At 72.7% G+C, this 20093-nt stretch carries 22 protein-coding genes; 16 read left to right on the top strand and 6 right to left on the bottom strand.

What is annotated here, in order from left to right; all coding sequences use genetic code 11:
• Positions 1-148: 148 nt before the first annotated feature.
• Complete coding sequence (locus B7P34_RS28620) at positions 149-508, top strand: hypothetical protein (RefSeq protein ID WP_223268330.1); 360 nt, start codon at positions 149-151, stop codon at positions 506-508.
• Positions 509-518: 10 nt separating this feature from the next.
• Positions 519-785, top strand: a complete 267-nt coding sequence (locus B7P34_RS28615) for a DUF4031 domain-containing protein (protein ID WP_106681090.1) — start codon at positions 519-521, stop codon at positions 783-785.
• Between the two features lie 51 nt (positions 786-836).
• Here B7P34_RS28615 and B7P34_RS28610 read toward each other — a convergent pair whose 3' ends face one another.
• The gene (locus B7P34_RS28610; RefSeq protein ID WP_106681089.1) at positions 837-1511 is read right to left on the bottom strand and encodes an HD domain-containing protein; all 675 of its coding nucleotides are present in this window, start codon (positions 1509-1511) and stop codon (positions 837-839) included.
• Between the two features lie 58 nt (positions 1512-1569).
• Between B7P34_RS28610 and B7P34_RS28605 the strand changes: the two genes are divergently transcribed.
• Entirely contained in the window at positions 1570-2268 is a 699-nt protein-coding gene (locus tag B7P34_RS28605) for a copper homeostasis protein CutC (protein WP_106681088.1), read from the top strand.
• A 178-nt stretch (positions 2269-2446) separates the two neighbouring features.
• Positions 2447-3172, top strand: a complete 726-nt coding sequence (locus tag B7P34_RS37740; protein WP_189383127.1) for a hypothetical protein — start codon at positions 2447-2449, stop codon at positions 3170-3172.
• Here the strand turns inward: B7P34_RS37740 and B7P34_RS28595 are convergent.
• A complete protein-coding gene (locus tag B7P34_RS28595) occupies positions 3153-4394 on the bottom strand; it encodes an MFS transporter (protein WP_106681087.1) in 1242 nt (413 codons plus the stop codon). The two genes, B7P34_RS37740 and B7P34_RS28595, sit on opposite strands and share 20 nt — an antisense overlap.
• A gap of 139 nt (positions 4395-4533) precedes the next feature.
• On the opposite strand from B7P34_RS28595, the gene B7P34_RS28590 reads away from it, so the two are divergent.
• A complete protein-coding gene (locus B7P34_RS28590) occupies positions 4534-4854 on the top strand; it encodes an ArsR/SmtB family transcription factor (RefSeq protein ID WP_106681086.1) in 321 nt (106 codons plus the stop codon).
• Positions 4855-4905: 51 nt separating this feature from the next.
• On the opposite strand, the gene B7P34_RS28585 is transcribed toward B7P34_RS28590, so the two are convergent.
• Positions 4906-6966 carry a HelD family protein gene (locus B7P34_RS28585; protein WP_106681085.1) on the bottom strand — a complete coding sequence of 687 codons (2061 nt, stop codon included), beginning with the start codon at positions 6964-6966 and terminating at the stop codon, positions 4906-4908.
• A gap of 312 nt (positions 6967-7278) precedes the next feature.
• Between B7P34_RS28585 and B7P34_RS37735 the strand changes: the two genes are divergently transcribed.
• Positions 7279-7422 carry a hypothetical protein gene (locus tag B7P34_RS37735; RefSeq protein WP_189383124.1) on the top strand — a complete coding sequence of 48 codons (144 nt, stop codon included), beginning with the start codon at positions 7279-7281 and terminating at the stop codon, positions 7420-7422.
• A gap of 23 nt (positions 7423-7445) precedes the next feature.
• Here the strand turns inward: B7P34_RS37735 and B7P34_RS28580 are convergent, their stop codons facing one another.
• On the bottom strand, positions 7446-9092 hold the full coding sequence (locus tag B7P34_RS28580; RefSeq protein ID WP_106681084.1) for a DNA repair helicase XPB: 1647 nt from the start codon (positions 9090-9092) through the stop codon (positions 7446-7448).
• A 210-nt stretch (positions 9093-9302) separates the two neighbouring features.
• Between B7P34_RS28580 and B7P34_RS28575 the strand changes: the two genes are divergently transcribed.
• Positions 9303-9878, top strand: coding sequence for a hypothetical protein (locus tag B7P34_RS28575; protein WP_146166956.1), 576 nt, complete (start codon positions 9303-9305; stop codon positions 9876-9878).
• A 100-nt stretch (positions 9879-9978) separates the two neighbouring features.
• Here the strand turns inward: B7P34_RS28575 and B7P34_RS28570 are convergent, their stop codons facing one another.
• Positions 9979-12510 (bottom strand): helicase-associated domain-containing protein, encoded by a 2532-nt coding sequence (locus tag B7P34_RS28570; protein ID WP_106681082.1) that lies wholly within the window; start codon positions 12508-12510, stop codon positions 9979-9981.
• Positions 12511-12728: 218 nt separating this feature from the next.
• On the opposite strand from B7P34_RS28570, the gene B7P34_RS28565 reads away from it, so the two are divergent.
• From B7P34_RS28565 to B7P34_RS28540, 6 genes are all read left to right on the top strand, one after another.
• A complete protein-coding gene (locus tag B7P34_RS28565; RefSeq protein ID WP_106681081.1) occupies positions 12729-12956 on the top strand; it encodes a hypothetical protein in 228 nt (75 codons plus the stop codon).
• Positions 12943-13458 carry a DUF6879 family protein gene (locus B7P34_RS28560; RefSeq protein ID WP_106681080.1) on the top strand — a complete coding sequence of 172 codons (516 nt, stop codon included), beginning with the start codon at positions 12943-12945 and terminating at the stop codon, positions 13456-13458. The genes B7P34_RS28565 and B7P34_RS28560 overlap by 14 nt, the downstream gene beginning before the upstream one ends.
• A gap of 21 nt (positions 13459-13479) precedes the next feature.
• On the top strand, positions 13480-14334 hold the full coding sequence (locus B7P34_RS28555; RefSeq protein WP_106681079.1) for a helix-turn-helix domain-containing protein: 855 nt from the start codon (positions 13480-13482) through the stop codon (positions 14332-14334).
• 97 nt (positions 14335-14431) lie between these two features.
• The gene (locus tag B7P34_RS28550) at positions 14432-15604 is read left to right on the top strand and encodes a radical SAM protein (protein ID WP_223268329.1); all 1173 of its coding nucleotides are present in this window, start codon (positions 14432-14434) and stop codon (positions 15602-15604) included.
• Positions 15582-15761, top strand: a complete 180-nt coding sequence (amcA, locus tag B7P34_RS28545) for a multiple cyclophane-containing RiPP AmcA (RefSeq protein ID WP_106681078.1) — start codon at positions 15582-15584, stop codon at positions 15759-15761. Before B7P34_RS28550 ends, amcA begins: the two co-directional genes overlap by 23 nt.
• 71 nt (positions 15762-15832) lie before the next feature.
• Positions 15833-16519, top strand: coding sequence for a pentapeptide repeat-containing protein (locus B7P34_RS28540; protein WP_189383122.1), 687 nt, complete (start codon positions 15833-15835; stop codon positions 16517-16519).
• Positions 16520-16802: 283 nt separating this feature from the next.
• On the opposite strand, the gene B7P34_RS28535 is transcribed toward B7P34_RS28540, so the two are convergent.
• Positions 16803-17618, bottom strand: a complete 816-nt coding sequence (locus tag B7P34_RS28535) for a class I SAM-dependent methyltransferase (protein ID WP_106681076.1) — start codon at positions 17616-17618, stop codon at positions 16803-16805.
• A gap of 58 nt (positions 17619-17676) precedes the next feature.
• Between B7P34_RS28535 and B7P34_RS28530 the strand changes: the two genes are divergently transcribed.
• From B7P34_RS28530 to B7P34_RS28520, 3 genes are all read left to right on the top strand, one after another.
• Positions 17677-18405, top strand: a complete 729-nt coding sequence (locus B7P34_RS28530) for a GntR family transcriptional regulator (protein ID WP_106681075.1) — start codon at positions 17677-17679, stop codon at positions 18403-18405.
• Positions 18406-18481: 76 nt separating this feature from the next.
• The gene (locus tag B7P34_RS28525) at positions 18482-18877 is read left to right on the top strand and encodes a DUF6415 family natural product biosynthesis protein (protein WP_223268328.1); all 396 of its coding nucleotides are present in this window, start codon (positions 18482-18484) and stop codon (positions 18875-18877) included.
• Between the two features lie 382 nt (positions 18878-19259).
• Positions 19260-19964, top strand: a complete 705-nt coding sequence (locus tag B7P34_RS28520; protein ID WP_106681073.1) for a hypothetical protein — start codon at positions 19260-19262, stop codon at positions 19962-19964.
• The last annotated feature ends 129 nt before the right edge of the window (positions 19965-20093 follow it).

Raw genomic sequence — 20093 nt, 5'->3', positions numbered from 1 at the left:
TGACGGGGGCGGGCGCGGCCGGGGCCGGGGTCGGCGAGGGGACCGGCCGGTCCGCTCCGGTAGTTTCTTTCAATTTGCTGCTCACCTTTTGAAAGGTATTTTCAGGGTGGTGAACCGTCAACCGTCCCGGTCCGGGACAATGGACCGTATGGAGCTCGAACAAGCGCTGCACACGGCGCGTGCCCTGATCCTCGCCGACCTCGTCGCGGGTGACGTGGCAGAGGCTGACGTCGTCTCCCTCGTCGAGGACGCGGTGGCGCAGCGCCGGTGGTGGGTCGAGCAGTGGCCCGAGGGCGCCGGGTTCGTGGTCGGGCTCATAGCCCAGGACGTCCAGGACGCCCTGCTGGAGCGGCACGGCCGCTGGCCGCTGTGCCCGGTCTGCAGCCAGGACGGCGACCTGCACGCGCTGGAGGTCGAGCCGGAGCTGGGCCCCGATCCGCACTGGGCGTGCACCAAGCAGACGGTCCTGGTCGCCCCGGTCGGCTCCCTGTCCGACGCCCTGCGGTGAGGCGCCGCCGATGACGCTGTACATCGACCCGCCCGTCTGGCCCGGGCACGGCCGCATGTGGTCCCACCTGATCAGCGATGTGTCGTTCGCCGAGCTGCACGCGTTCGCGGCGCGGCTCGGCGCTCCCGCGCGCGCCTTCGACCGCGATCACTACGACGTGCCGTCGACGTCCTACGGGGAGGCCGTGCGGCTCGGCGCGGTGGAGGCGAGCAGCAAGGAGCTGGTGCGGATGCTGGTGGTCGCGGGGCTGCGGCGGCCGAAGCACGAACGGCCGTAAGCCGTAAGGCGTACTCCGCAGGCACCGGGTGCGGGCCGGCCGGTCGGCCGGTCAGCCGGTCAGCAGGCCGAGCTCGGTGGTGACGTTGCGGCGCGCGACCGCCTCCCAGCGGTCGTAGCCCAGCGGCGTGCGGAAGAGCCGCGGCAGCTCCAGGAGCTGCCGCAGTACCGCCGCGCGCCCCTCGCGGAAGGCCTCGTCCGGCACGAAGCCGTACTCCTCGCGGACGGCGGCGGCGTAGGCGGCGTACTCCTCGGGGGTGCCCGCGAGCACGGCCAGGTCCGCGTCGGACAGCACCTCGCCGTCGCGGTCGCCGGCCTGCGGGTTGTGGCCGACGGTGAGCCGCACCAGGCGGGCGACCTCGGCCGTGCGGGCGGCGCCGATGCCCAGCTCGGGCAGGGCGCGCTCGGCGAGGTGCGCGCTGCGCTCCTCGTTCTCGGAGCGGTCGGGGCGGTAGACGGCGTCGTGGAACCAGGCGGCGAGGCGGACGGCGTCGGCGTCGTCGGCGTGCGCGGCGAGCTCGTCGACCCGGTCCAGGACCGCCACGAGGTGGTCGGTCGTGTGGTAGCGCCGCTGCGGCTCCGCCCAGCGGCGCAGCAGGTCGTCGGCGTACGGGCCCGGGTCCGGGGCGTCCTGCGGGGCGGCGGTGCCGCCGCGGGCGCGGTCGACGGTCTCCTGCCAGCGGGCGCGCAGGGCGGGGCCGGACGGGTGCTCGCTCGGGACTGTCATAGGCCAATTGTGGAACACCGCTTTTGGCGCGGGCCGCGGGTGTGGCAGGCTGTGCAATATGTCTAGACCAATTCTTGAAGTGATCGCGCTCGACCCGCGGGACGCGAGGGCGGCGCAGGACGGCGGAGCGGACCGCCTCGAACTGGTCACCGACATGGCCGCGGACGGCCTCACCCCGCCGCTGGAGACCTTCACCGCCGTGCGTGACGCCGTCGGCATCCCCGTACGGGTCATGCTGCGCGCCGCCGACGGCTTCTCCGCGGGTGACGCGGCCGCCCTGTCCGCCCTGTGCGACACCGCCCGGGCGCTCGCCGCGGAAGGCGCCTCCGAGTTCGTCCTCGGTTTCCTCACCGACGACGGCCGGGCCGACCTCACGGCCGTCTCCGCCCTCGCCGAGGCGATCGGCCCGCGGGCGCGCTGGACCTTCCACCGCGCCATCGACCGGGCGGCGGACCGGGACGCGCTCCGCAAGCAGCTCGCGGACCTGCCCGGCCTGGACACCTATCTGACGGCGGGCTCCGCGTCCGGCGTCGACGACGGCCTGCCGACCCTCCTCGCGGAGGCGGGCCGCTCGGACGAGCCCGGCTACGAGCCGCGGATCATGGTCGGCGGCGGCCTCCAGCTCAAGCACCTCCCGGTCCTGCGCGGCGCCGGGATCTCCGCCTTCCACATCGGCGGCGCGGCCCGCCCGGACGGCTGGGCCGGCCCGGTGGACGCGAGCGCGGTGCGGACGTGGCGGTCGGCGCTGGACGCGTAGCGGGGCACGAGCCTCAGGAGCCTCGGGGGCGTCAAGGGCGCATAAAGATTGCCGGGATCCGGCAATGCGCACTGGTGTTCCCGCGGATCATCATGCTCCCGTGGGGAGCGGGGTCACACGGCCGTCAGGCCGCGGCTTCCTCCCCGCGCGACATCGCACGACCTCGGGGAGAAGCGCAGTGAGTATGCCGGAATCCAGCAATCCGTACGGCGGGCAGCAGCCGCCGCAGGCGCAGCCGTACGGCCAGCCGCAGCCGCCGCAGGCGCAGCCGTACGGCCAGCCGCAGCCGCAACCGCAGTTCCCCGGGCAGCAGCCGTACGGTCAGCAGCAGCCGTATGGTCAGCAGGAGCCGTATGGTCAGCAGGAGCCTTACGGACAGCCTCAGGCTTACGGACAGCAGCAGCCGTACGGGCAACAGCAGCCTTACGGGCAGCCGCAGTTCCCCGGGCAGCAGCCCTACGGCCAGCAGGCGCCGCAGGGCCCCTACGCGCCGTACCCGTACGCCCCGGTGCCCATGGAGATGCCCCGCGGGGTCAAGCAGGCGCGCATCGGGCTGTACGTCCTCGGTGGGCTGAACGTCCTGGCCGGGCTGCTGGTGCTGGCCGTGGCCGGCGCCGGGGCCTCCGGGGCCGCCGACTCGTCCCCCGCCGAGCTGTACGGGATCGGCGCGGCCTCCCTCGTGCTCAGCGCGATCGCGTTCGTCGTCGCCGTGAAGTTCCGCAGCGGTGGCAACGGCGTACGGATCACCGGGGCCGTCGTGGGCGGGCTCGTCCTGCTCAACGCCCTGGTGAGCCTGGCGACGGGGCAGCTCACGGGCGGGCCGGGGCTGGCCGTGGGGGCTCTCGTGATGGTGGGGTGCCTGAGGAAGGAATCGGCGGACTGGTTCAACCGGCCTCGCTCCTGACCGGCTCCGGAGCCGTGGGCGCGGTCGCGTCCCGGGCCGGAGTGCCGGTTCCGGAGGCGGCCCGGCCGCGGACCGTGCCCGCCGCCGCGGCGGGGCGCGTCGTCCTCGCCGCCAGCGCCATCGCGCCCAGCCCCATCACCGACGCCGCCAGCGGGAACCAGCGTTCGCCCAGGAGGGCGATCGCCAGGCTGCCCGCGGTGCCGCCCGCGGCCATGCCCAGGTAGAGGGCGCTGCTGTTCAGGGAGAGCAGCAGAGGGGCGTTGCCGGGGTTCAGGGAGGCCAGGCGGTGCGGCTGGGCGACCGAGATGGACCAGCCGGCGAGCGGGACCAGCAGGGCGTAGAAGAGCGCGCCCGGCATCGTCCGGCCCAGCCACGGCAGGGCCGCGAAGCACGCCACCGCGATCACGCTGCCGGTCAGCAGGACCTTCCGCACGCCCCAGCGGTCCACGGCGCGGCCGCCGAGCCAGCTGCCCGCGACCGACGCGACGCCGGTCACCAGCAGGACGGCGCTGAGCCGGTCCGCGTCCCCGCCCGTGGCCGGGCGGACGGCCGTCCCCAGGAAGATGTACACGGACTGGAAGGCCAGGAAGAACGTGAAGGTCGTCGCGACGGCGCCCAGCACCCGCCCGTCGCGCAGCGGCGTCAGCCGTTCCCGCAGGCCCACCGACGGGGCGGGCGCGGGCAGTTCGCGGAGGAAGGCGGCCAGGCCCAGCAGGGCCACCGCGCCGAGGGCGGTGACGAGCCACATCGTCAGCCGCCAGTCCGCCCGGCCCACGTAGGTGCCGAGCGGCACGCCCAGGGCCGTGGCCACGGTCATCCCGCCGAGGACGGTCGCGATGGCCCGGCCGCGCCGCTCCGGCGGGACGAGGGCGGTGGCCGCGGCGCTGGCGGTCGGGGTGTAGAGCGCGGCGCCGGCGGCGGCGAGGACGCGGGTCGCGAGCAGGGTGGGGTAGTCGGGGGCGAGGGCGCTCAGGGCGTTCGCGGCCGTGAACACGGTGAGTGCGGCGAGCAGCAGGCGCCGGCGCGGCCAGCGCGCGGTCACGGCGGCCAGGACGGGCGCGAGCAGCGCGTACGAGAGCGCGAAGACCGTCACCAGCTGCCCGGCCGCCGGTACGGAGACGCCGAGGTCGCCGGAGATCCGGCCCAGGATGCCGGCCATGACCATGGTGTCGGTGCCCACGGCAAACGTGCCGAGGGCGAGCAGGAGGAGTCGTAGGCGCACGGGGGCCTTCCCATCGGACCGGTGAGTGACTGATCGGTGAGTGACCGATCGCCTTGATCGTTGGATACTCGTCAAACAATCGGCGATGGGTGGATGATTGTCAAACAGTCATCGGGGGGTCGATGGAGAGGAACAGGCCATGCCGGACGAGTGGCTCCCGCAGCCCGCGACCGAGGACATCCAGCTGGTGAAGGTGCTGCACGCACTCGGAGACCCGGTGCGCCTGCAGCTCCTGTCGATCTACCTGGAGGGCCGGGAGGTCAGCTGCGCCATGGAGGGGCTAGGCCTCGACCACCTGCACAAGTCCACGGTGTCGCACCACATGAAGGTCCTGCGCGAGGCGGGCGTGACGGCGACGCGCGTCGCCGGCCGCAACCGGTTCGTGCGGCTGCGGCGGGACGATCTCGACCGGCGCTTCCCGGGGCTGCTGGACGCCCTGCTCAAGGGGCTGGAGGGGTAGCCCCCGGGCGGACGTGCGGACGTGCGGACGTGCGGGCATGCGGGCGCCCGGCTACCCCAACTGCCCCGGCAGTGCCTCCGCGTGAAGCACCGTCAGCCCGGACACCGCTCGCGTCAGCGCCACGTACAGCCGCCGCAGCCCCGTCCGCTCGTCCGGCTCCCCGGCGACGATCGCCGCGGGCTCGTCCAGCACCACGTAGTCGTACTCCAGGCCCTTCGCCAGGGACGCCGGCACGAGCGTCAGCCGGGCCTCCGCCGTCGTCTCCTCGCCGGGCGCCAGGTACGGCAGGCCGGCCTCCGTCAGCAGCGCGCCCAGCGCGGCGATCCGCGCGTCCGCCGCGATCAGGCCGATCGAGCCCTCGCGCGCCAGCGACTCCCGGCACGCCGCAACGACCGCCCCGTCCAGCTCCCCGGCGGCCACCGGGCGGACCGAGAAGTCGCCGGCCGCCTCACGGACGGACGTGGCCTCGGCCAGGCCCGGCGCGATGGCGGGCAGCAGGCGGGACGCGTAGGCGATCACCTCGCGCGGCACGCGGAAGCCCTGCGTGAGCTCCTCGACGGCGGCCTCCGGCTTCCCGAGGTGCGTCAGCGCCTCCTCCCAACTGGACGTCGCCCACGGCGTCGTGCCCTGCGCGAGGTCGCCCAGGATCGTCGCCGAACCCGTCGTGCAGCGGCGGCCCACCGCGCGGTACTGCATCGGCGAGAGGTCCTGCGCCTCGTCCAGCACCACGTGGCCGAGCGACGGCGTGCGCGCCACCAGGTCCGCCGCCTCGTCGATCAGCACCGCGTCCGCCGCCGACCACTTCGCCGACTTCACGCCGCGCGCCGGCTTCGCCCACAGGACCTCCGCCTGCTCCTCCGCCGACAGCACCCCCTCCGCGTGCTCCGCCAGGAACTCCGCGTCGGACAGCAGCCGCAGCACCAGTTTCGCCGGATCGACCGCGGGCCAGACCGCCTTGACGGCCGCCTTGACGGCGGTGTTCCGCGCCACCGCGTCCTGCACCCGGTCGTCCGGCGCCTCGCCGGCCTGCTCCATGCGCACCAGCACGGCGTGCGCGATCCGCTGCGGCAGGGCCTCGCGCGCCGCGCCGTAACGGATGTCGCGCGCCAGCAGCTCGCGGACGATCTCCTCGATCTCGTACGCCGGCACCCGCCAGCGCCGCGAGCCGCGCACCACGACCACCGGCTCCTCGGGCATCGTCACCCCCGACCGCACGGCGCGCCGCAGCACCTCCGCCATGCGGGCGTCGCCCTTGACGCGCGCGGCGGCCGCGGAATCGGTTCCCCGCACCTCCACGTGCGCGACCAGGTCGTCCACCGTCGCCTGCGCCACGTTCAACTCGCCCAGCGCGGGCAGGACCTGCTCGATGTAGTGCAGGAAGGACCGGTTCGGGCCGATGACGAGCGTGCCCGTACGGGCCAGCCGCTCGCGGTGCGCGTAGAGCAGATAGGCCACGCGGTGCAGGCCGACCGCCGTCTTCCCGGTGCCGGGCGCCCCCTGCACGCACACCGTGCCGCCGATCCCGGCGCGCACGATCTCGTCCTGCTCCGGCTGGATCGTCGCCACGATGTCCCGCATGGGGCCCACGCGCGGGCGCTCGATCTCCGCCTGGAGCAGCTTGCTGGCCCGGTCGGCGCCCGCCGTGTCCGTCAGGTCCTCGTCCTCGTACGCGGTGAGGTCGCCGCCCGTGTAGCCGAAGCGGCGGCGCAGCCGCACGTCCATCGGCTCCTTCTTGGACGCGCGGTAGAACGGCTGCGAGACGGGCGCGCGCCAGTCGATCACCATCGGGTCGCCGTCGGCGTCGTGGACGTGCCGGCGGCCGATGTAGAACTGCTCGCCCTCCGCCCCTTCGGCCTGGTCGGCGCCCGGCGCGTGCGTGTAGTCCAGCCGCCCGAAGAACAGCGGCGTGTGCGCGAGATCGGCCAGCGCCGTGATCCGCTCCTCGATCTGCCGCTCCAGGACGGCGGCGTTGACCCAGTTAGCCGTCACGTCCTTGATGTCGAGGGCCTCGACGTCCTCCCGCATGGCGCGCAGGGCGGCGCGGGAGGAGGAGAGGTGGGCCCGCTCCCGCTCCAGGGGGTCGTTCGCGTTCGATGCGTGTGGCGCGGGCACGGCAAAGCCTCCAGGCGTACGGCGGAACGAGTGGAAGCCGCCGGTTTCCGTCCGGACGGCAGCGCTCCCGGTGTGCTGTGGGAGGCGGCGGAAAGGAGGGATTGTAGTCAGCGGGGTGAGGGGGCGCGAGCGAATTTCCCGCGCCCCCGGGTCCGCCGGACCCGCGCCCCGGCTCTGCCGAAAGGGCCGGTTCTCAGGGTCGGCGTCCACCTCCCGTAGGGGACGCCATGATCCTCGGGTCGTACGTGCGGGCCTGCGCTTTTACACCGGCAGGCCGATGTCCGGGGCGGTCCGGGAAACCATCATGGAGACATGAACTCAGCAACCGGAAACCCGGACTCCGCCGCCGCCACCGAGACCCCCTTCGCCCACGCCCTCCGCGCGATCAAGGCCTTCGCCGGCGCGGCCGTCAGCGTCGTCGTCCTCGGCCAGTACGCCGACGCCCGCAAGGCCTGACCCGCCCCTCGGGGCCCGCGCCGCTACGCCTCATCGCCCGCCAGCAGCTCGTCCGCGTCCACGATCCGGTACGCGTAGCCCTGCTCGGCCAGGAACCGCTGCCGGTGCGCCGCGAAGTCCTGGTCGATGGTGTCGCGCGCGACCACCGAATAGAAGCGCGCCTCGTGCCCGTCCGCCTTCGGGCGCAGCACCCGGCCGAGGCGCTGCGCCTCCTCCTGCCGCGAGCCGAACGTGCCCGAGACCTGGATGGCGACCGTCGCCTCCGGCAGGTCGATCGAGAAGTTCGCGACCTTCGAGACGACGAGCACCGAGAGCTCGCCCTCGCGGAAGGCGTCGAAGAGCTTCTCGCGCTGCGCGTTGCTGGTCTCGCCCTTGATCACGGGGGCGTCGAGGTGCTCGCCCAGCTCGTCGAGCTGGTCGATGTACTGCCCGATGACCAGCGTCTGCTCGCCCTTGTGCCGGGCCACGAGCGCCTCGGTGACGCGCCGCTTGGTGGCCGTCGTCGCACAGAAGCGGTACTTCTCCTCCGCCTCGGCGGTCGCGTAGGCGAGCCGCTCGGAGTCGGTGAGGTTGACGCGCACCTCCACGCAGTCCGCGGGCGCGATGTAGCCCTGCGCCTCGATCTCCTTCCACGGCGCGTCGAAGCGCTTCGGGCCGATGAGCGAGAAGACGTCCGACTCGCGCCCGTCCTCGCGCACGAGCGTCGCCGTCAGGCCCAGGCGGCGGCGCGCCTGCAGGTCGGCCGTGAACTTGAAGACCGGCGCCGGCAGCAGGTGCACCTCGTCGTAGACGACCAGGCCCCAGTCCCGGGAGTCGAACAGCTCCAGGTGCGGGTAGATGCCCTTCCGCTTGGTGGTGAGGACCTGGTACGTGGCGATGGTGACCGGCCGGATCTCCTTCTTCGTGCCGCTGTACTCGCCGATCTCGTCCTCGGTCAGCGACGTCCGCCTGACCAGCTCGTGCTTCCACTGGCGGGCGGAGACCGTGTTGGTGACGAGGATCAGCGTCGTCGCCTTCGCCTTGGCCATCGCGCCGGCGCCGACGAGCGTCTTGCCCGCGCCGCACGGCAGCACGACCACGCCCGATCCGCCGTGCCAGAAGCCGTCGACGGCCTGCTGCTGGTACGGGCGCAGCGCCCAGCCGTCCTCCGCCAGCTCGATGGGGTGGGCCTCGCCGTCGACGTACCCCGCGAGGTCCTCGGCCGGCCAGCCCAGCTTGAGCAGCGTCTGCTTGATCTGACCGCGCTCGGAGGGGTGCACCGCGACCGTGTCCGGGTCGATCCGGGCGCCGACGAGCGGCTGGATCTTCTTCGACCGGAGGATCTCCTCCAGGACGGGCCGGTCCGTGGACTCCAGGACCAGGCCGTGCGTGGGGTGCTTGACCAGCTTCAGCCGCCCGTAGCGGTCCATCGTCTCGGCGATGTCGACGAGGAGGGCGTGCGGGACGGGGTAGCGCGAGTACGTGACGAGGGCGTCGACGACCTGCTCGGCGTCATGGCCGGCGGCCCGGGCGTTCCACAGCCCCAGCGGGGTGACCCGGTAGGTGTGGATGTGCTCGGGGGCCCGCTCCAGCTCGGCGAAGGGGGCGATGGCGCGGCGGCACGCGTCCGCCTGCTCGTGGTCGACTTCCAGGAGCAGCGTCTTGTCGCTCTGGACGATCAAGCAGGACACTCGTACCTCCACTACCGGGCCGGGCCGGCCCCTCGCGCCAAACTCCTCAGTCTACCGGGGCGGGGAGCGAAGCGCTGGGCGTGCGCGCTCCGGCGCGGGCCGTGCGGTGTGCTGCGTGAGCACGGGTACGTCATCGGTGCCCGTGGGTAGCCAGGGTTCGCCGGCGGCTCCGGGGAAGCGGAAGCCGCCCCGGAATCCCGGAGGTTGTGCATGTTCGGTAGGCGCGTGATGGCGATGGTGCTGAGCTCCGCCGCCCTCGCCGGCTCGGCGCTGGTGTGGGCTCCCGCCGGTCAGGCCGACGGAACCGGAAGGGGAGACGGAACCGGCCGGGGGGACGGCGCCCGGAACAGCGGCGTCGTCTGCTCGGGGCCCAGCAGAAGCACGTACAGCCCCGGACTGTCCCTCCGGCCGCAGCTGACCGCGGTCCACGCCGACAGCCGCTACGTCTGCACCGTCGCCCCCGGCCGGACCGTACGGGCCTCCGGCGCCGTCGACGCTGTGGCTCCGGAGGCGTCCTGCATCGCGCTGAACAGCCCGACCGCGAGGGAAACCGTCCAGTACGAGGACGGGCGGAAGTCGGTCATCGACTACGACAGCGCGCACGTCGTCCGCGTCGCCGGCGGCAACCTCGTCACGCTGCTCGGCAAGGTGACCGCAGGACGGGGTGAGGGGCAGGCCGCGCGGCGTAGCGCGCTGACGCTGCCCGAGCAGCCGCCGACCGCGTGCGTGTCCCCCGGCATCGACCATGCCGGGGGAGGGGCGCAGCTGGAGATCGAGCCGTACTGAGGCGGGGTTGGTGCTGACGCGGGGCCGTGCTGACGTGAGCCGGCACTGACTGACGCGGGGCCGGCCGGGCCGGGTCAGGCGTGCTCGTCGGACGTGCTGGTCAGGCGTGCTCGTCCGCCAGCTCCGCGACGCCCGTGATCCGGTGCAGCGGGTACGTGCGCACCTCGTCCGCCGTGTGGTCGTAGCCCGTGACGAAGCCGCCCTCGACCCGCACCGGGGCGATCACGCGCTGGCTCGCCGCGCCCTCCGCGTTGACGTAGCCGATCCACACCGCGGACCCCGTGAGGACCGCGGCCTGCATCGTCGCGAGGGTCTCCGCGGACGTCGTACGGGGCAGGCCGCCGCCGGCCGGGGCGGGCGCGGCGGCCTGCTTGCGCTCGGCCGTCGACGCCATGTCACCGGCCCGGATCGCCCGTACGGCGGCGCCGAGCAGCGTCTCGTCGGGCACCGGCGGGCCCTCCGGGACGGGGGCGGGCGCGGTGCGCGGCGGGGTCCGGCGGGCGTCGGCGCGCGTGACGACGACGTCGCCCTCCGCGGACTCGGCCGCCGGGGCGTACCCCATGGCCCGCAGGCCCTCCAGGAGCTCGTCCGGTGCGGCCTGCGCGGCCAGCACCGTGGGGGCGAGGCGGCGCAGCCGCAGCGGGGCCGAGCGGCGGTCGGCGAGGATCTCGGCGAGCACCGCGTCGTCGTCGCAGCGCAGGTACGAGGAGGCCGCGCCGACGCGCAGGTGGCCGTGGCGGCGGGCCACGTCGTCGACGAGGTAGGCCAGCGGCTGGGGCACCGGCGTACGGGAGTGCGCGGTGAGGAACGCCTTGAGGTCGGCCGCGGTCCGCCCGGCGTCCAGCGCGCGGCGCACGGAGGCGGGCGTGAAGCGGTAGACCGTGGCGCCGCCCTTGGACTCGACGTCCGCGAGGACCGACAGCATCTGCGCGAGCGGCCGCTTCAGCGGGCCGGGGGCCACGGCCGTCAGGTCCGCCTGGAGCAGGATGTGGTCCAGCGGCTCCGGCAGGAGCGGGGCGAGGGCGGCGGCCGCGCGGACGGCGCACGCCCCTGCTTCGGCGTCGCTCAGGGGGTGCGGGTGCGCGGGTGCCGCGTCTTCCGACTCCATGTCCTTCGGTCCCAGCAGGGCGCGGCCCGGGGCGCTGAGCGCACCGCGGTTCGTGACGCCGAGCAGCTCGGCCTCGGTGAGGGCCCAGCGGGCCAGGCGGGTGCGCAGGTCCTCCGCGCCCGGCTCTGCCGGGGTGCGCGGCGGGCGCTCCCAGTGCAGGCGGGCCAGCAGGGTCTCCGGGGCCACCGACGTGCCGGGCGGGAGCGTGGCCAGGAGGGCGAGGACGCGATGGCGGACCTCGGGGGCCGGGGAGCGGTCCAGATCCGGGCCGAGGGCGTTGAGCGGGCGCGACTTGGCGTCCCGGCCGCCGGCCAGGCCCGCGCAGCGGGTGGCCGCCAGCCAGGCCGTGGCCAGCCGGGCCCAGCGCTGCTCGGCGGGCAGGTGCAGCCAGTCGTCGTAGGCGGGGGTGGGGGCGTAGCGCTCGTCGACCTCGCCGTCGGACGCGAGCAGCCCGGCCGCGTACGCCAGCTCCGCCCAGAACGCGGCCGCGGACTCCGTGGTGTCGAGGAAGGACGCCGTGCGCTTGAGGTCGCGCACGCTCAGGCCGCCGGCGCGCAGCACGAGCGGACCGTCGGACTCCCAGGACGTGAGCAGCTCCTCCACCGTGGTGAGCGCGGTGAAGGCCTGCCCGGCGGCGGCCGCGTTCACGGTGTGGGCGGAGTGCGGGGTGGCGGGAGCCAGGTCGGGGGCGGCGGGCTCGGGGGCGCGGTGCGCGCGTCCGCCGCGCAGGTGCAGGGCCACCTCGCGGGGGAGCACGACGCTGCCCGGCGTCGCGGGCAGCAGCAGGCCCCGGTCCAGGAGCCAGCGCAGGTGCGGGGCCGGGTCGGCGGTGACGGTGCCGTAGGGCGGGCCCCACAGGAGCCGGCCGAGGACGGCGGCGGCCTCCGCGGGCGCCTGCGCCAGCAGCTCCCCCATGCGGACCCGGTCCTCGAACAGGGCCGTGAGCGCCGCGACGGCCGACACCGGGTCGTGCGTGCCCGGCAGGCCCGCCGCGGCGATGATCTGCTGCAGGCGGCCCGGCGACATGCCCGCCGTGGCCTCCGCCACGGTCGGGCCCAGGCCGGTGGGGGACGGGTGCGCGGGGCTCGGCGCGAGCAGCTCGCGGGCCGTCCTGACCAGGCGCAGCCGGTCCTCCGTGCCCCAGACGAGGGCCTGGTCGCGCAGCGTGGCGACGGCGCGGGGGAGGGCCTCGGCGACGAGGGGGTCGCCGGGGGCGTCCCCGGTCATCAGTGCGGCGAGCGTCCCGTACGGGCACGGGTCCGGGGCCACGGCGAGGGCCTCCGCCGTCTGCTGGACGAAGCGGTCCAGCCGCTCCAGGGCCCGCAGGACGGAGGCGCGGGTGCCGGCGCGGGTCGCCAGCTGGGTCAGGTCGCCCGGCACGGGGTTCAGCAGGTCGGGCCGCGCCCGCAGCAGCCCGCCGAGCGCGCCGTCGGGCCGCGCCCGCAGCTCCTCGGCCAGCGTCCGCGGCCCACCGCCGCGCGCGGTGCCGCCGCTCCTGCTGCCTGTGTCCCGCGGTGTGGTCATTCTGTTTACGGTACCGGGTTGCGGGCCGCGGGCCAGGGGCTTGACGGGACGGGCGGGGCGGGGCCGGTGTGTGGGGGTGCCGGTGGGGGTGCCGGTGACGCCACACCTCGTTCCCGCCCTGGGCGGGAGCTGGTGCAAGTTCGTGCAAGTTCTGTGCGTGGCCCTCGGGGCGGGTGCGAGGCTGGACCGCAGATCGTCACCGATCGAGGAGGGCACCGATGGCTCTGCGCATGCTTGGCAAGGACCCGGAGAGCAAGTCGGGTGATTCGCCGACGATTTACCTGGACGAGGACAAAGACACCTACCTGGTTCAGGGCTGGAAGGTCGAGGAGGGTGAGCGGCTGAGGCAGCTCGACCTCCCCGGGCACGAGACCGTGGTGGAGATCCCGCGGCGGATGGTCCAGTTCTTCCTGGAGACGCAGGGCGGGGTACGTGCCGACGTATAAGGAACTGCTGGGTTCTGCCCGGCACTCGGCCGTCCACCTGGAGATGCGCGACGGATACATGCCTTCGGACCCGGCGTTCGCCGCGTGGAGGGAGGGCCGGCTGTCGGACCCGGTGGGCGATGACCCCGACTTCCAGCAGTGGCTGAGCTGGGTATCCGAGGCCACGGCGCGGGGGGTGCGGATCCGGAGGGCTCGGGTGGTGTCGGTGCCGGAGTCGGACTACATCCGCTTCGAGCATCACGTATCGCACGCCAACGTGAGGGCCGGCGAGGACATCCGCTGGCTGCCACGCCGCCGGGCCACGGACCTTGCGCTCCCGGGCAACGACTTCTGGGTCTTCGACAACGAGCTCGTCCTCGTCCTGCACTTCGCCGGGGACGGGGAGCTGGCCCCGGAAGGGCGGGAGCTCACCCGCGACGAGCGGGTCCTCGACCTGTGCGCGAGTGCGTTCGAAGCCGTGTGGGAACGCGCTGTCCCGCACGAGGACTACCGGCTCTCCTGACCGGCGCAGGCGCAGCAGACGGTGGGATCACCCCCCTCTTCCTCCGCCGTCCGGGAAGCCCGTGTCGCCCTGGGCGGGCGGCTGCGGGAGATCCGGAAGGCGGGCGGTTTCAAGACGGCACGGGCCTTCGCGGTCTGTGCCGGCTGGAGCGAGTCGAAGGCGTCCCGCATCGAGAACGGCGTCACGCGGCCTTCCGAGGAGGATCTGCGGCAGTACGCCGAGCTGTGCCGGGTCCCCCAGGTGTACAGCGACCTGGTCGCCACGGCGCAGAACATCGAGGAGATGTACGTCGAGTGGCGGCGCCTGCACCGTGACGGGCTGCGTCCGATCCAGGAAGCCCACGTTCCGCTGTACGCGCGTACGCGGCACTTCCGCGTCTACGAGCCGGGAGTCATCCCCGGCCTGCTGCAGACACCTGCCTACGCCCGGTCGATCATGGGTCGCATCATCGGGTTCTGGGGGATCCCCGACGACACCGAGAGCGCGGTCGCCGTGCGCATGGGGCGCCAACAAGTGCTGCGCGACGCCGGCCGGCGGTTCGGCTTCCTGATGGAGGAGGCCGCGCTCCGATCCCGGTTCGGGGGCGCGGAGGCCATGGCCGACCAGCTCGCCCATCTGCTGACCGTCTCAGTGCTCCAGCAGGTCAGCTTGGGCATCGTGCCGATGACGGCCGACCGCACCATGTGGCCGCTGGAAGGCTTCTGGATCTACGACGATGAGCAGGTGGTCATTGAGCTCGCCACGGCGCAGGTCACCGTGAAGCAGCCGAGCGAGGTCGCCACGTACGCCCGGATGTTCTCCGAGCTGGCGCGGATCGCCGTCCACGGCAAAGCGGCCCGCGCGCTGATCACCGAGGCCCTCAACGCCTTGGCATGAAACTTCTGCAAGCACGTGCAAGTTCCTTGAGCCGCATGAGCCCGTTTGCGGATGCTGTCCCACGCCCCAGCCCCTCCAGGATCGGTGGTGAATCCGCGTGCCCACTACCCCGGCCGCCTCCTGCCCCGCCGGCAGCGCCGTGCGGCGTCTGGCCGCCCGCCCCCGGGCTGTGATCATGCAGCCGACGACCTTGTGCCGGCCTCTGGACTGCACCTACTGCTACCTCCCCCTGCGCAAAACCCGGCATGTGATGCCGGTGACCGTGGCCGAAGCAGTCGCCGGGCCGGTCAACACGTGGGCCCGGGAAGATCCGCGCTTCGAGGTGGTGTGGCACGGCGGTGAACCGCTGTCCGCCGGCCGCGAGCACCTCGCCCGCCTGATGGCCCCCTTTCGCGGGGCGAAGCACAGCGTGCAGACGAACGCCGCGCTCATCGACGACGCCTGGTGCGAATTCTTCGCCGCGCGGGACGTGGCGGTGGGGGTGAGCCTGGACGGGCCCGAGGAGATGAACTCCCGCCGCATCACCCGGGCGGGCCACCCGGCCTACCGGGTGATCAGGCGCGGCATTGACCGGCTACGTCATCACAGCATCCACTTCGACGTGATCGCTGTCGTCTCCGCCCCCGACCCGGCCCGCGCTGCCGACCTGTACGGGTTCTTCGCGGGCCTGGGCTGCCGCACGCTCGGAGTGAACATCGAGGAACACGAGGGCGTGAACACCGCCCGGCACGATCTGTCCAGGGCCGCCGAGTTCTGGGAGGCACTGACGGCGGCGTGGCAGGCCCGCCCAGTAATCCAGGTGCGTGAGGTGAGCCGGGTCCTGGACTTCGCCCGAACCATCCTCGACGGCGACGGCGACGGCGATGGTGAGGGCGCCAGCGTTGTCGCGTCTTCGCCGGCCAGGAGCCCGTGGGATCCGCTGCCCACGATCACCTACGACGGCGGGGTGGTCCTGCTGTCTCCGGAGCTGGCCAACTTCCACGACCGCCGGCTCGGCGACTTCACCACCGGCAACGTCCTGCACACCGGCCTCAAAGTCCTGCTGGCCGAGGCCGAGCAGCGCACCCGGTGGCTGCCGGAATTCTGGCGCGGCGTCGACGCGTGCAAGGCCACCTGCTCGTACTTCGACTTCTGCGGTGGGGCCCATCCCGCGAACCGGTACTTCGAGCACAACGGGCGGATGGACGGCACCCGCACCCGCTACTGCACCGCCTCGAAGATCGCCCTATTCGAAGGAGTGACCCGCCATGCTCACGCCCACGGCCACTGACCGCGTACGTGCCTCGGCCTCCGCCTTGCAGGCGCTGATTTCCCTGACACAGCCGGGCCCGGAGTCAAAGTTCGACAATCGCGTCACGTGGGACAACGTCACGCCTCCGTTCGACAACCGGCCCACATGGGACAACTGGAACAAGAAAACCAAGTAGCTTGCCCTGCGGCAGGCCCCTTGCCCCGGGCGGATCCCTCGCAGCCGCCCTCTCCTCGACGATGGAGACCCATGGAGTCCCGCACTCTTGGACGCATCAAGATCATGCTCCCCGACCTCACCGAGCCGGGCCTGCACCTGTCCAGCGTCGAGTCCCTGGAATCGGGGCGCGGCACGGTCCAGGAATTCCAGTACGCCGACGCGAACCTGCGGGAGCTGGACCTGGCGGGCACACACCTGATCACCGGTCGGATCACCGGCCTGCGCGCTGCCCGCGTGCACTTCGAAGCGGTGAACCTGCACTGTGTCCAGCTGGACGCCTGCGATCTGCGCTCGGCCCGGTGGGCGGGCGGCAAGCTGACCCGCGTGGTCTTCCACAATTGCAGGATCATGGGCGCGGCCCTGAGCGACCTGGTCCTGGACCACGTGCTGTTCGACCGTTGCAAGCTCGACTACACCGCCTTCACCAAGGTCCGGGCGGCCGGCCCCGTCGCCTTCTCCGAATGCGGGCTGACCGAGGCCTCGTTGACCGACTGCGACCTCTCGGGCGCTGTGATGCGCGACTGCGCACTTCGGGACACCGAGTTCGGACGCGGCCGGTACCGGGGCCTCGACCTTCGTGACAACGACCTCACCGCCCTGCGGGGAGTCGCCTCGCTGAACCGCGCCCTGATCGACCGCGCCCAGCAGGACCAGCTCACCCAGGCCCTCATGACCGAACTCGACATGACGTACGGCGACGACCTCAACATGCCCTGACGGGCCTTGGGTGGCCGGCTCGTCGTGGGTGTCGGTGCGGGCCGGTGGGGGTGCCGGTGGTGGGGGCTCCGGGGTGGGGGTCCGGGGCCGTATATTTACGGGCCCGTTGCCGCACATGTTGAGGGTGCCCCGGTATTGGGCCCACAAATACACGTCAGCGCCCCGGACCCCCACCCCTGCGCCCCCACCACCTCCCGCCGGACGCCCCACTGCGGGCCGGACCGGGTCCTGCGCCGGTTTGCTGCCTCTCGGGCCGCGGAACTCGGTAGAAAAGTGCGCCTGCTCAGACTCGGCCCACGGCCAGCAAGTGCGAGGCGGCAGCAAGGAGGTCCGGGTACGGTTCTGCGGCGCGGGCGGCGGCGAGGGCCGCGCGGAAGAGAGGCGCGTCGGCGGAGACCGGCTCTCCTGTGTACTGCTCGGTGGCCTTCAGCAGGGACCACGTGGGCCCTTCGATCGCATAGACGCGGACGTCGGTCAGCCCGGCGGCGTGCATCTCCTCCGCCAGCTCCGAGGCAGTGTGGAAGTAGGCCGCCGTAAACCCCTTCCGGCCCGGCTCGTGCACGCCCGTGGCCAGGATGTCCGTCACGGCGTCGCGCACGCTCTCGCGGTCCAGCCACGTGGTGGCGGTGTGCTCGAAGAGCGACGCGTAACGGCTGATGGCCGCAGCAGCGACCGGACCACCGGGCGCGGTGACGCGCCGCGCCTCAGCCAGCGCCCGGTCACGGTCGGCTCGTTCGAGCAGGTGGTAGAGCGGCCCGAGGAGGAGCGTGGCGTCGTATGAGCCGTCGTCGGCGGTGAGGCTCCGCGCATCCCCGATCTCTGCCGTGCAGCCTGCTTCGGAGGCCTGCGCCACGTGCTTGGCCACCGGGTCCACGAGGTGGACACGGTATCCATCTGCGACGAGCCACCGCGCATGAGCCCCGGGCCCGCCGCCCACGTCGAGAATCGCGGCCGGGGAGGGAGGGATATGACGCCGCAGCAGTTCTTGAGTGCGAGCCATCTCCAGCATGCCGTCCGCTGTCGCCGTAAGCCGGGTGGCCTCGTCGAAGGTGTCGCTGTAGAAGTCGATGATCTCCGAGTCCACTTGGGGGATCGTCATGAGGGCGATGCTCTAACGTGACCGGTCAGCCTGTCCAGTGAAGCGGGAGTTCCCACCCATGCCGATGCTGAAGTACGAACAGATCGCCGATTCCTTGCGACGCCGCATCACTGAAGGCGAGTTCGCGCCGGGTGACCTCTTGCCGTCCGGCCGGGACCTTTGCGAGCAGTGGAGCGTGTCGCGGGCGACGGTGAACAAGGCGTTCGACGTTCTGCGCGCTGATGGTGTGATCGTCGCGCACCAGGGCTTGGGATTCCGTGTCACCGACACGCCTTTGGCCCGGCCCGCAGGAGGGCGGATGAGCGGTGTCACGCGGGCTGTGAGTGGCCGTCCATTCCGCCGGTTGGGCCTGCCTGCGCGGGAAGCTCCTCCCGCTCGCGTTGCTGATGCCCTCGCTCTCCAAACTGGAGAAACGGCACTCCGCCGAGACCGGCTGGTGCTGCTCGCCGACGGGTCACCGCTGTCGCTCGTGAGCGCGTGGTTCCCGGCGGAAGTGGCGGCCCAATGCCCGAAGTTGTCGCAGGCGAAACCTATCGCGGAGGGGACCACGCACTATGTGGCTCGCCAGACGGGACGTGCGCCTGCGCAGGGTGCGGATGTCACCACGGTGAGGCTGGCGAGCGCCGCGGAGGCCGAGGTCCTTGAGCGGCAGCCACCTCTGGCGGTGGCTGTTGTGCTGCATGTTGCCCGTGATGCCGATGGTGTTCCTCTGGTGTGCGAGGTAGGGGTAACGCCGTCCGACTTGTGGGAGCGCGTCGAGAACTACCCGATGGGAACGCCAAGTTGACGGGCGCTTGACTGGACCGGTTAACCGGTCCAGTGTGGGGGTGTGGTGCCAGTCACACCCCCTGAAGGAGCCTGTCATGCCTCCATTTCCTCGTACCGCCCACACCGATGGGGGGATCGATCTCACCCCCTCGGAACCGTCCCCGGTATCGATCGGGCAGGCCCTCCGTGAAGCCACCGACATGCAAACGTGGTTGCCCGCGCCGCCCCGGCTGAGCGAGGTCACCGAACGGCTCCTCCGGTACATCCGGGAGACCGCACCGGCCGTGGAGGCGGCTGCGGGTGCCCGGCCCGTGGACTGCCTGGTCCGCCGGGCCGCGCTCGCCGCGGTGCAGGAGGCCCGGCAGCGGATCGAGGTCGGGCCGGGGAACGGGTACGCGTCCGCGATCGCCTTCGCCCGGGGCCTCGGCAAGGCCGCCGGGGAGCTGCTGCACCAGCAACGGCGGCTGCAGCGGAACGGCGGCGGGCGATGAGGCGGCTGGCGGTGCGCGTGCACACGTGGTGGGCCTTGCACGGCCAGTTCTCCCGGCCCGTACGTGCTCTCCGGCCGAGCCGTCGCCGGGCGTACACGGACGCTTCCGCTGCCAGGGGCCTCGAAGAGGCGCGGCGCCTGCTCGAACTGCGCATCAGGGTGGTGTCCGTGCCCCACACCAGCGGCCCGCCCGCAGCTGAGCGCCCACCGAACTGCGTCTGCCCGTAGCTGAAGAAGTCGCGCTGGGCCGACCGGGGGAACATCCGCCGGTGGTCCGGCTCCGAGCAGGCGGCAATCTCCTGCTCGCCGGCGGCCGAATGGCAGGGTGAGGTCGTCCAGCAATCGTCCTGCCCGGCAGGGCTCAACGATCGGGAATCTCGCAAATGGGCGGTGCACAAGAGCCCTCGGAACCGGCGGGACCCTCGCCGCTGGTCATCGGAGAGGTTCAGGCCGCGCTGGGCAAGCGCCTGGACGATGTGGCGAAGATCCTCGCCGGAGCGCTCGTGGCGGTGGCCGGCATCATGACCACCTTGGGGCTCAACAGTAAGTTCGTGTTCGTCGCTCTCAACAACAGGTCGTGGCCCATCTACGTGGCCTCGCTCTGCGCCATCATCGCCATCGTCTGCAGCATCGGCGCCCTGCTCATCCGTCCCACAGGACGCGGGGTCCTGTGGGAGACGGGCGTGCTCGTCCTCGGCGTCATCTTCTACATGGCGTCCTTGAGCATTGCCGTGGTCGGCGCCGCTCAGGCGGCGGGCGGCAACGGCCGTCCGACCATCACCGACGTCAGGCTCAACGGCCCCCGGTCCGGCATGCGGCTGCACTTCGGGGTGCACGCCGACGGCGTCCAGAAGTGGTCGCACATCGAGGTGTCCGTGAACCCCAAGGACTCGGGAGACCTCTATTGGAGCGTGCTCAGGCCTGACGAGCAAGGGAGGGTCGAGCAGCAGATCGACATCCCCCTGTCACCTCCTGCCGGAACCTCGGTGGTCGAGATCGAGGCCGTCAACCCGGACGAATCGGAGCCGGGAGCATGCGAGGCCAAGGCCCAGCACGGGCCGGCGTGCACAGAACTCCACATCCCCTGAGCCGTCCACGGACTCCGACCTGGACTTCGCCGATCTACGAGGTCCGGCCCGCAGTGGGGGATCCGGCGGGAGGTGGTGGGGGCGCAGGGGTGGGGGTCCGGGGCGCTGACGTGTATTTGTGGCGCCAAG

Origin of the sequence: Streptosporangium nondiastaticum (genome assembly GCF_003011965.1) — a bacterium.
In the GTDB taxonomy this organism is placed as follows: domain Bacteria; phylum Actinomycetota; class Actinomycetes; order Streptomycetales; family Streptomycetaceae; genus Streptomyces; species Streptomyces nondiastaticus.
Note: the sequence above shows the minus strand (reverse complement) of the source record. Positions and strands in the feature narration are given on the sequence as shown.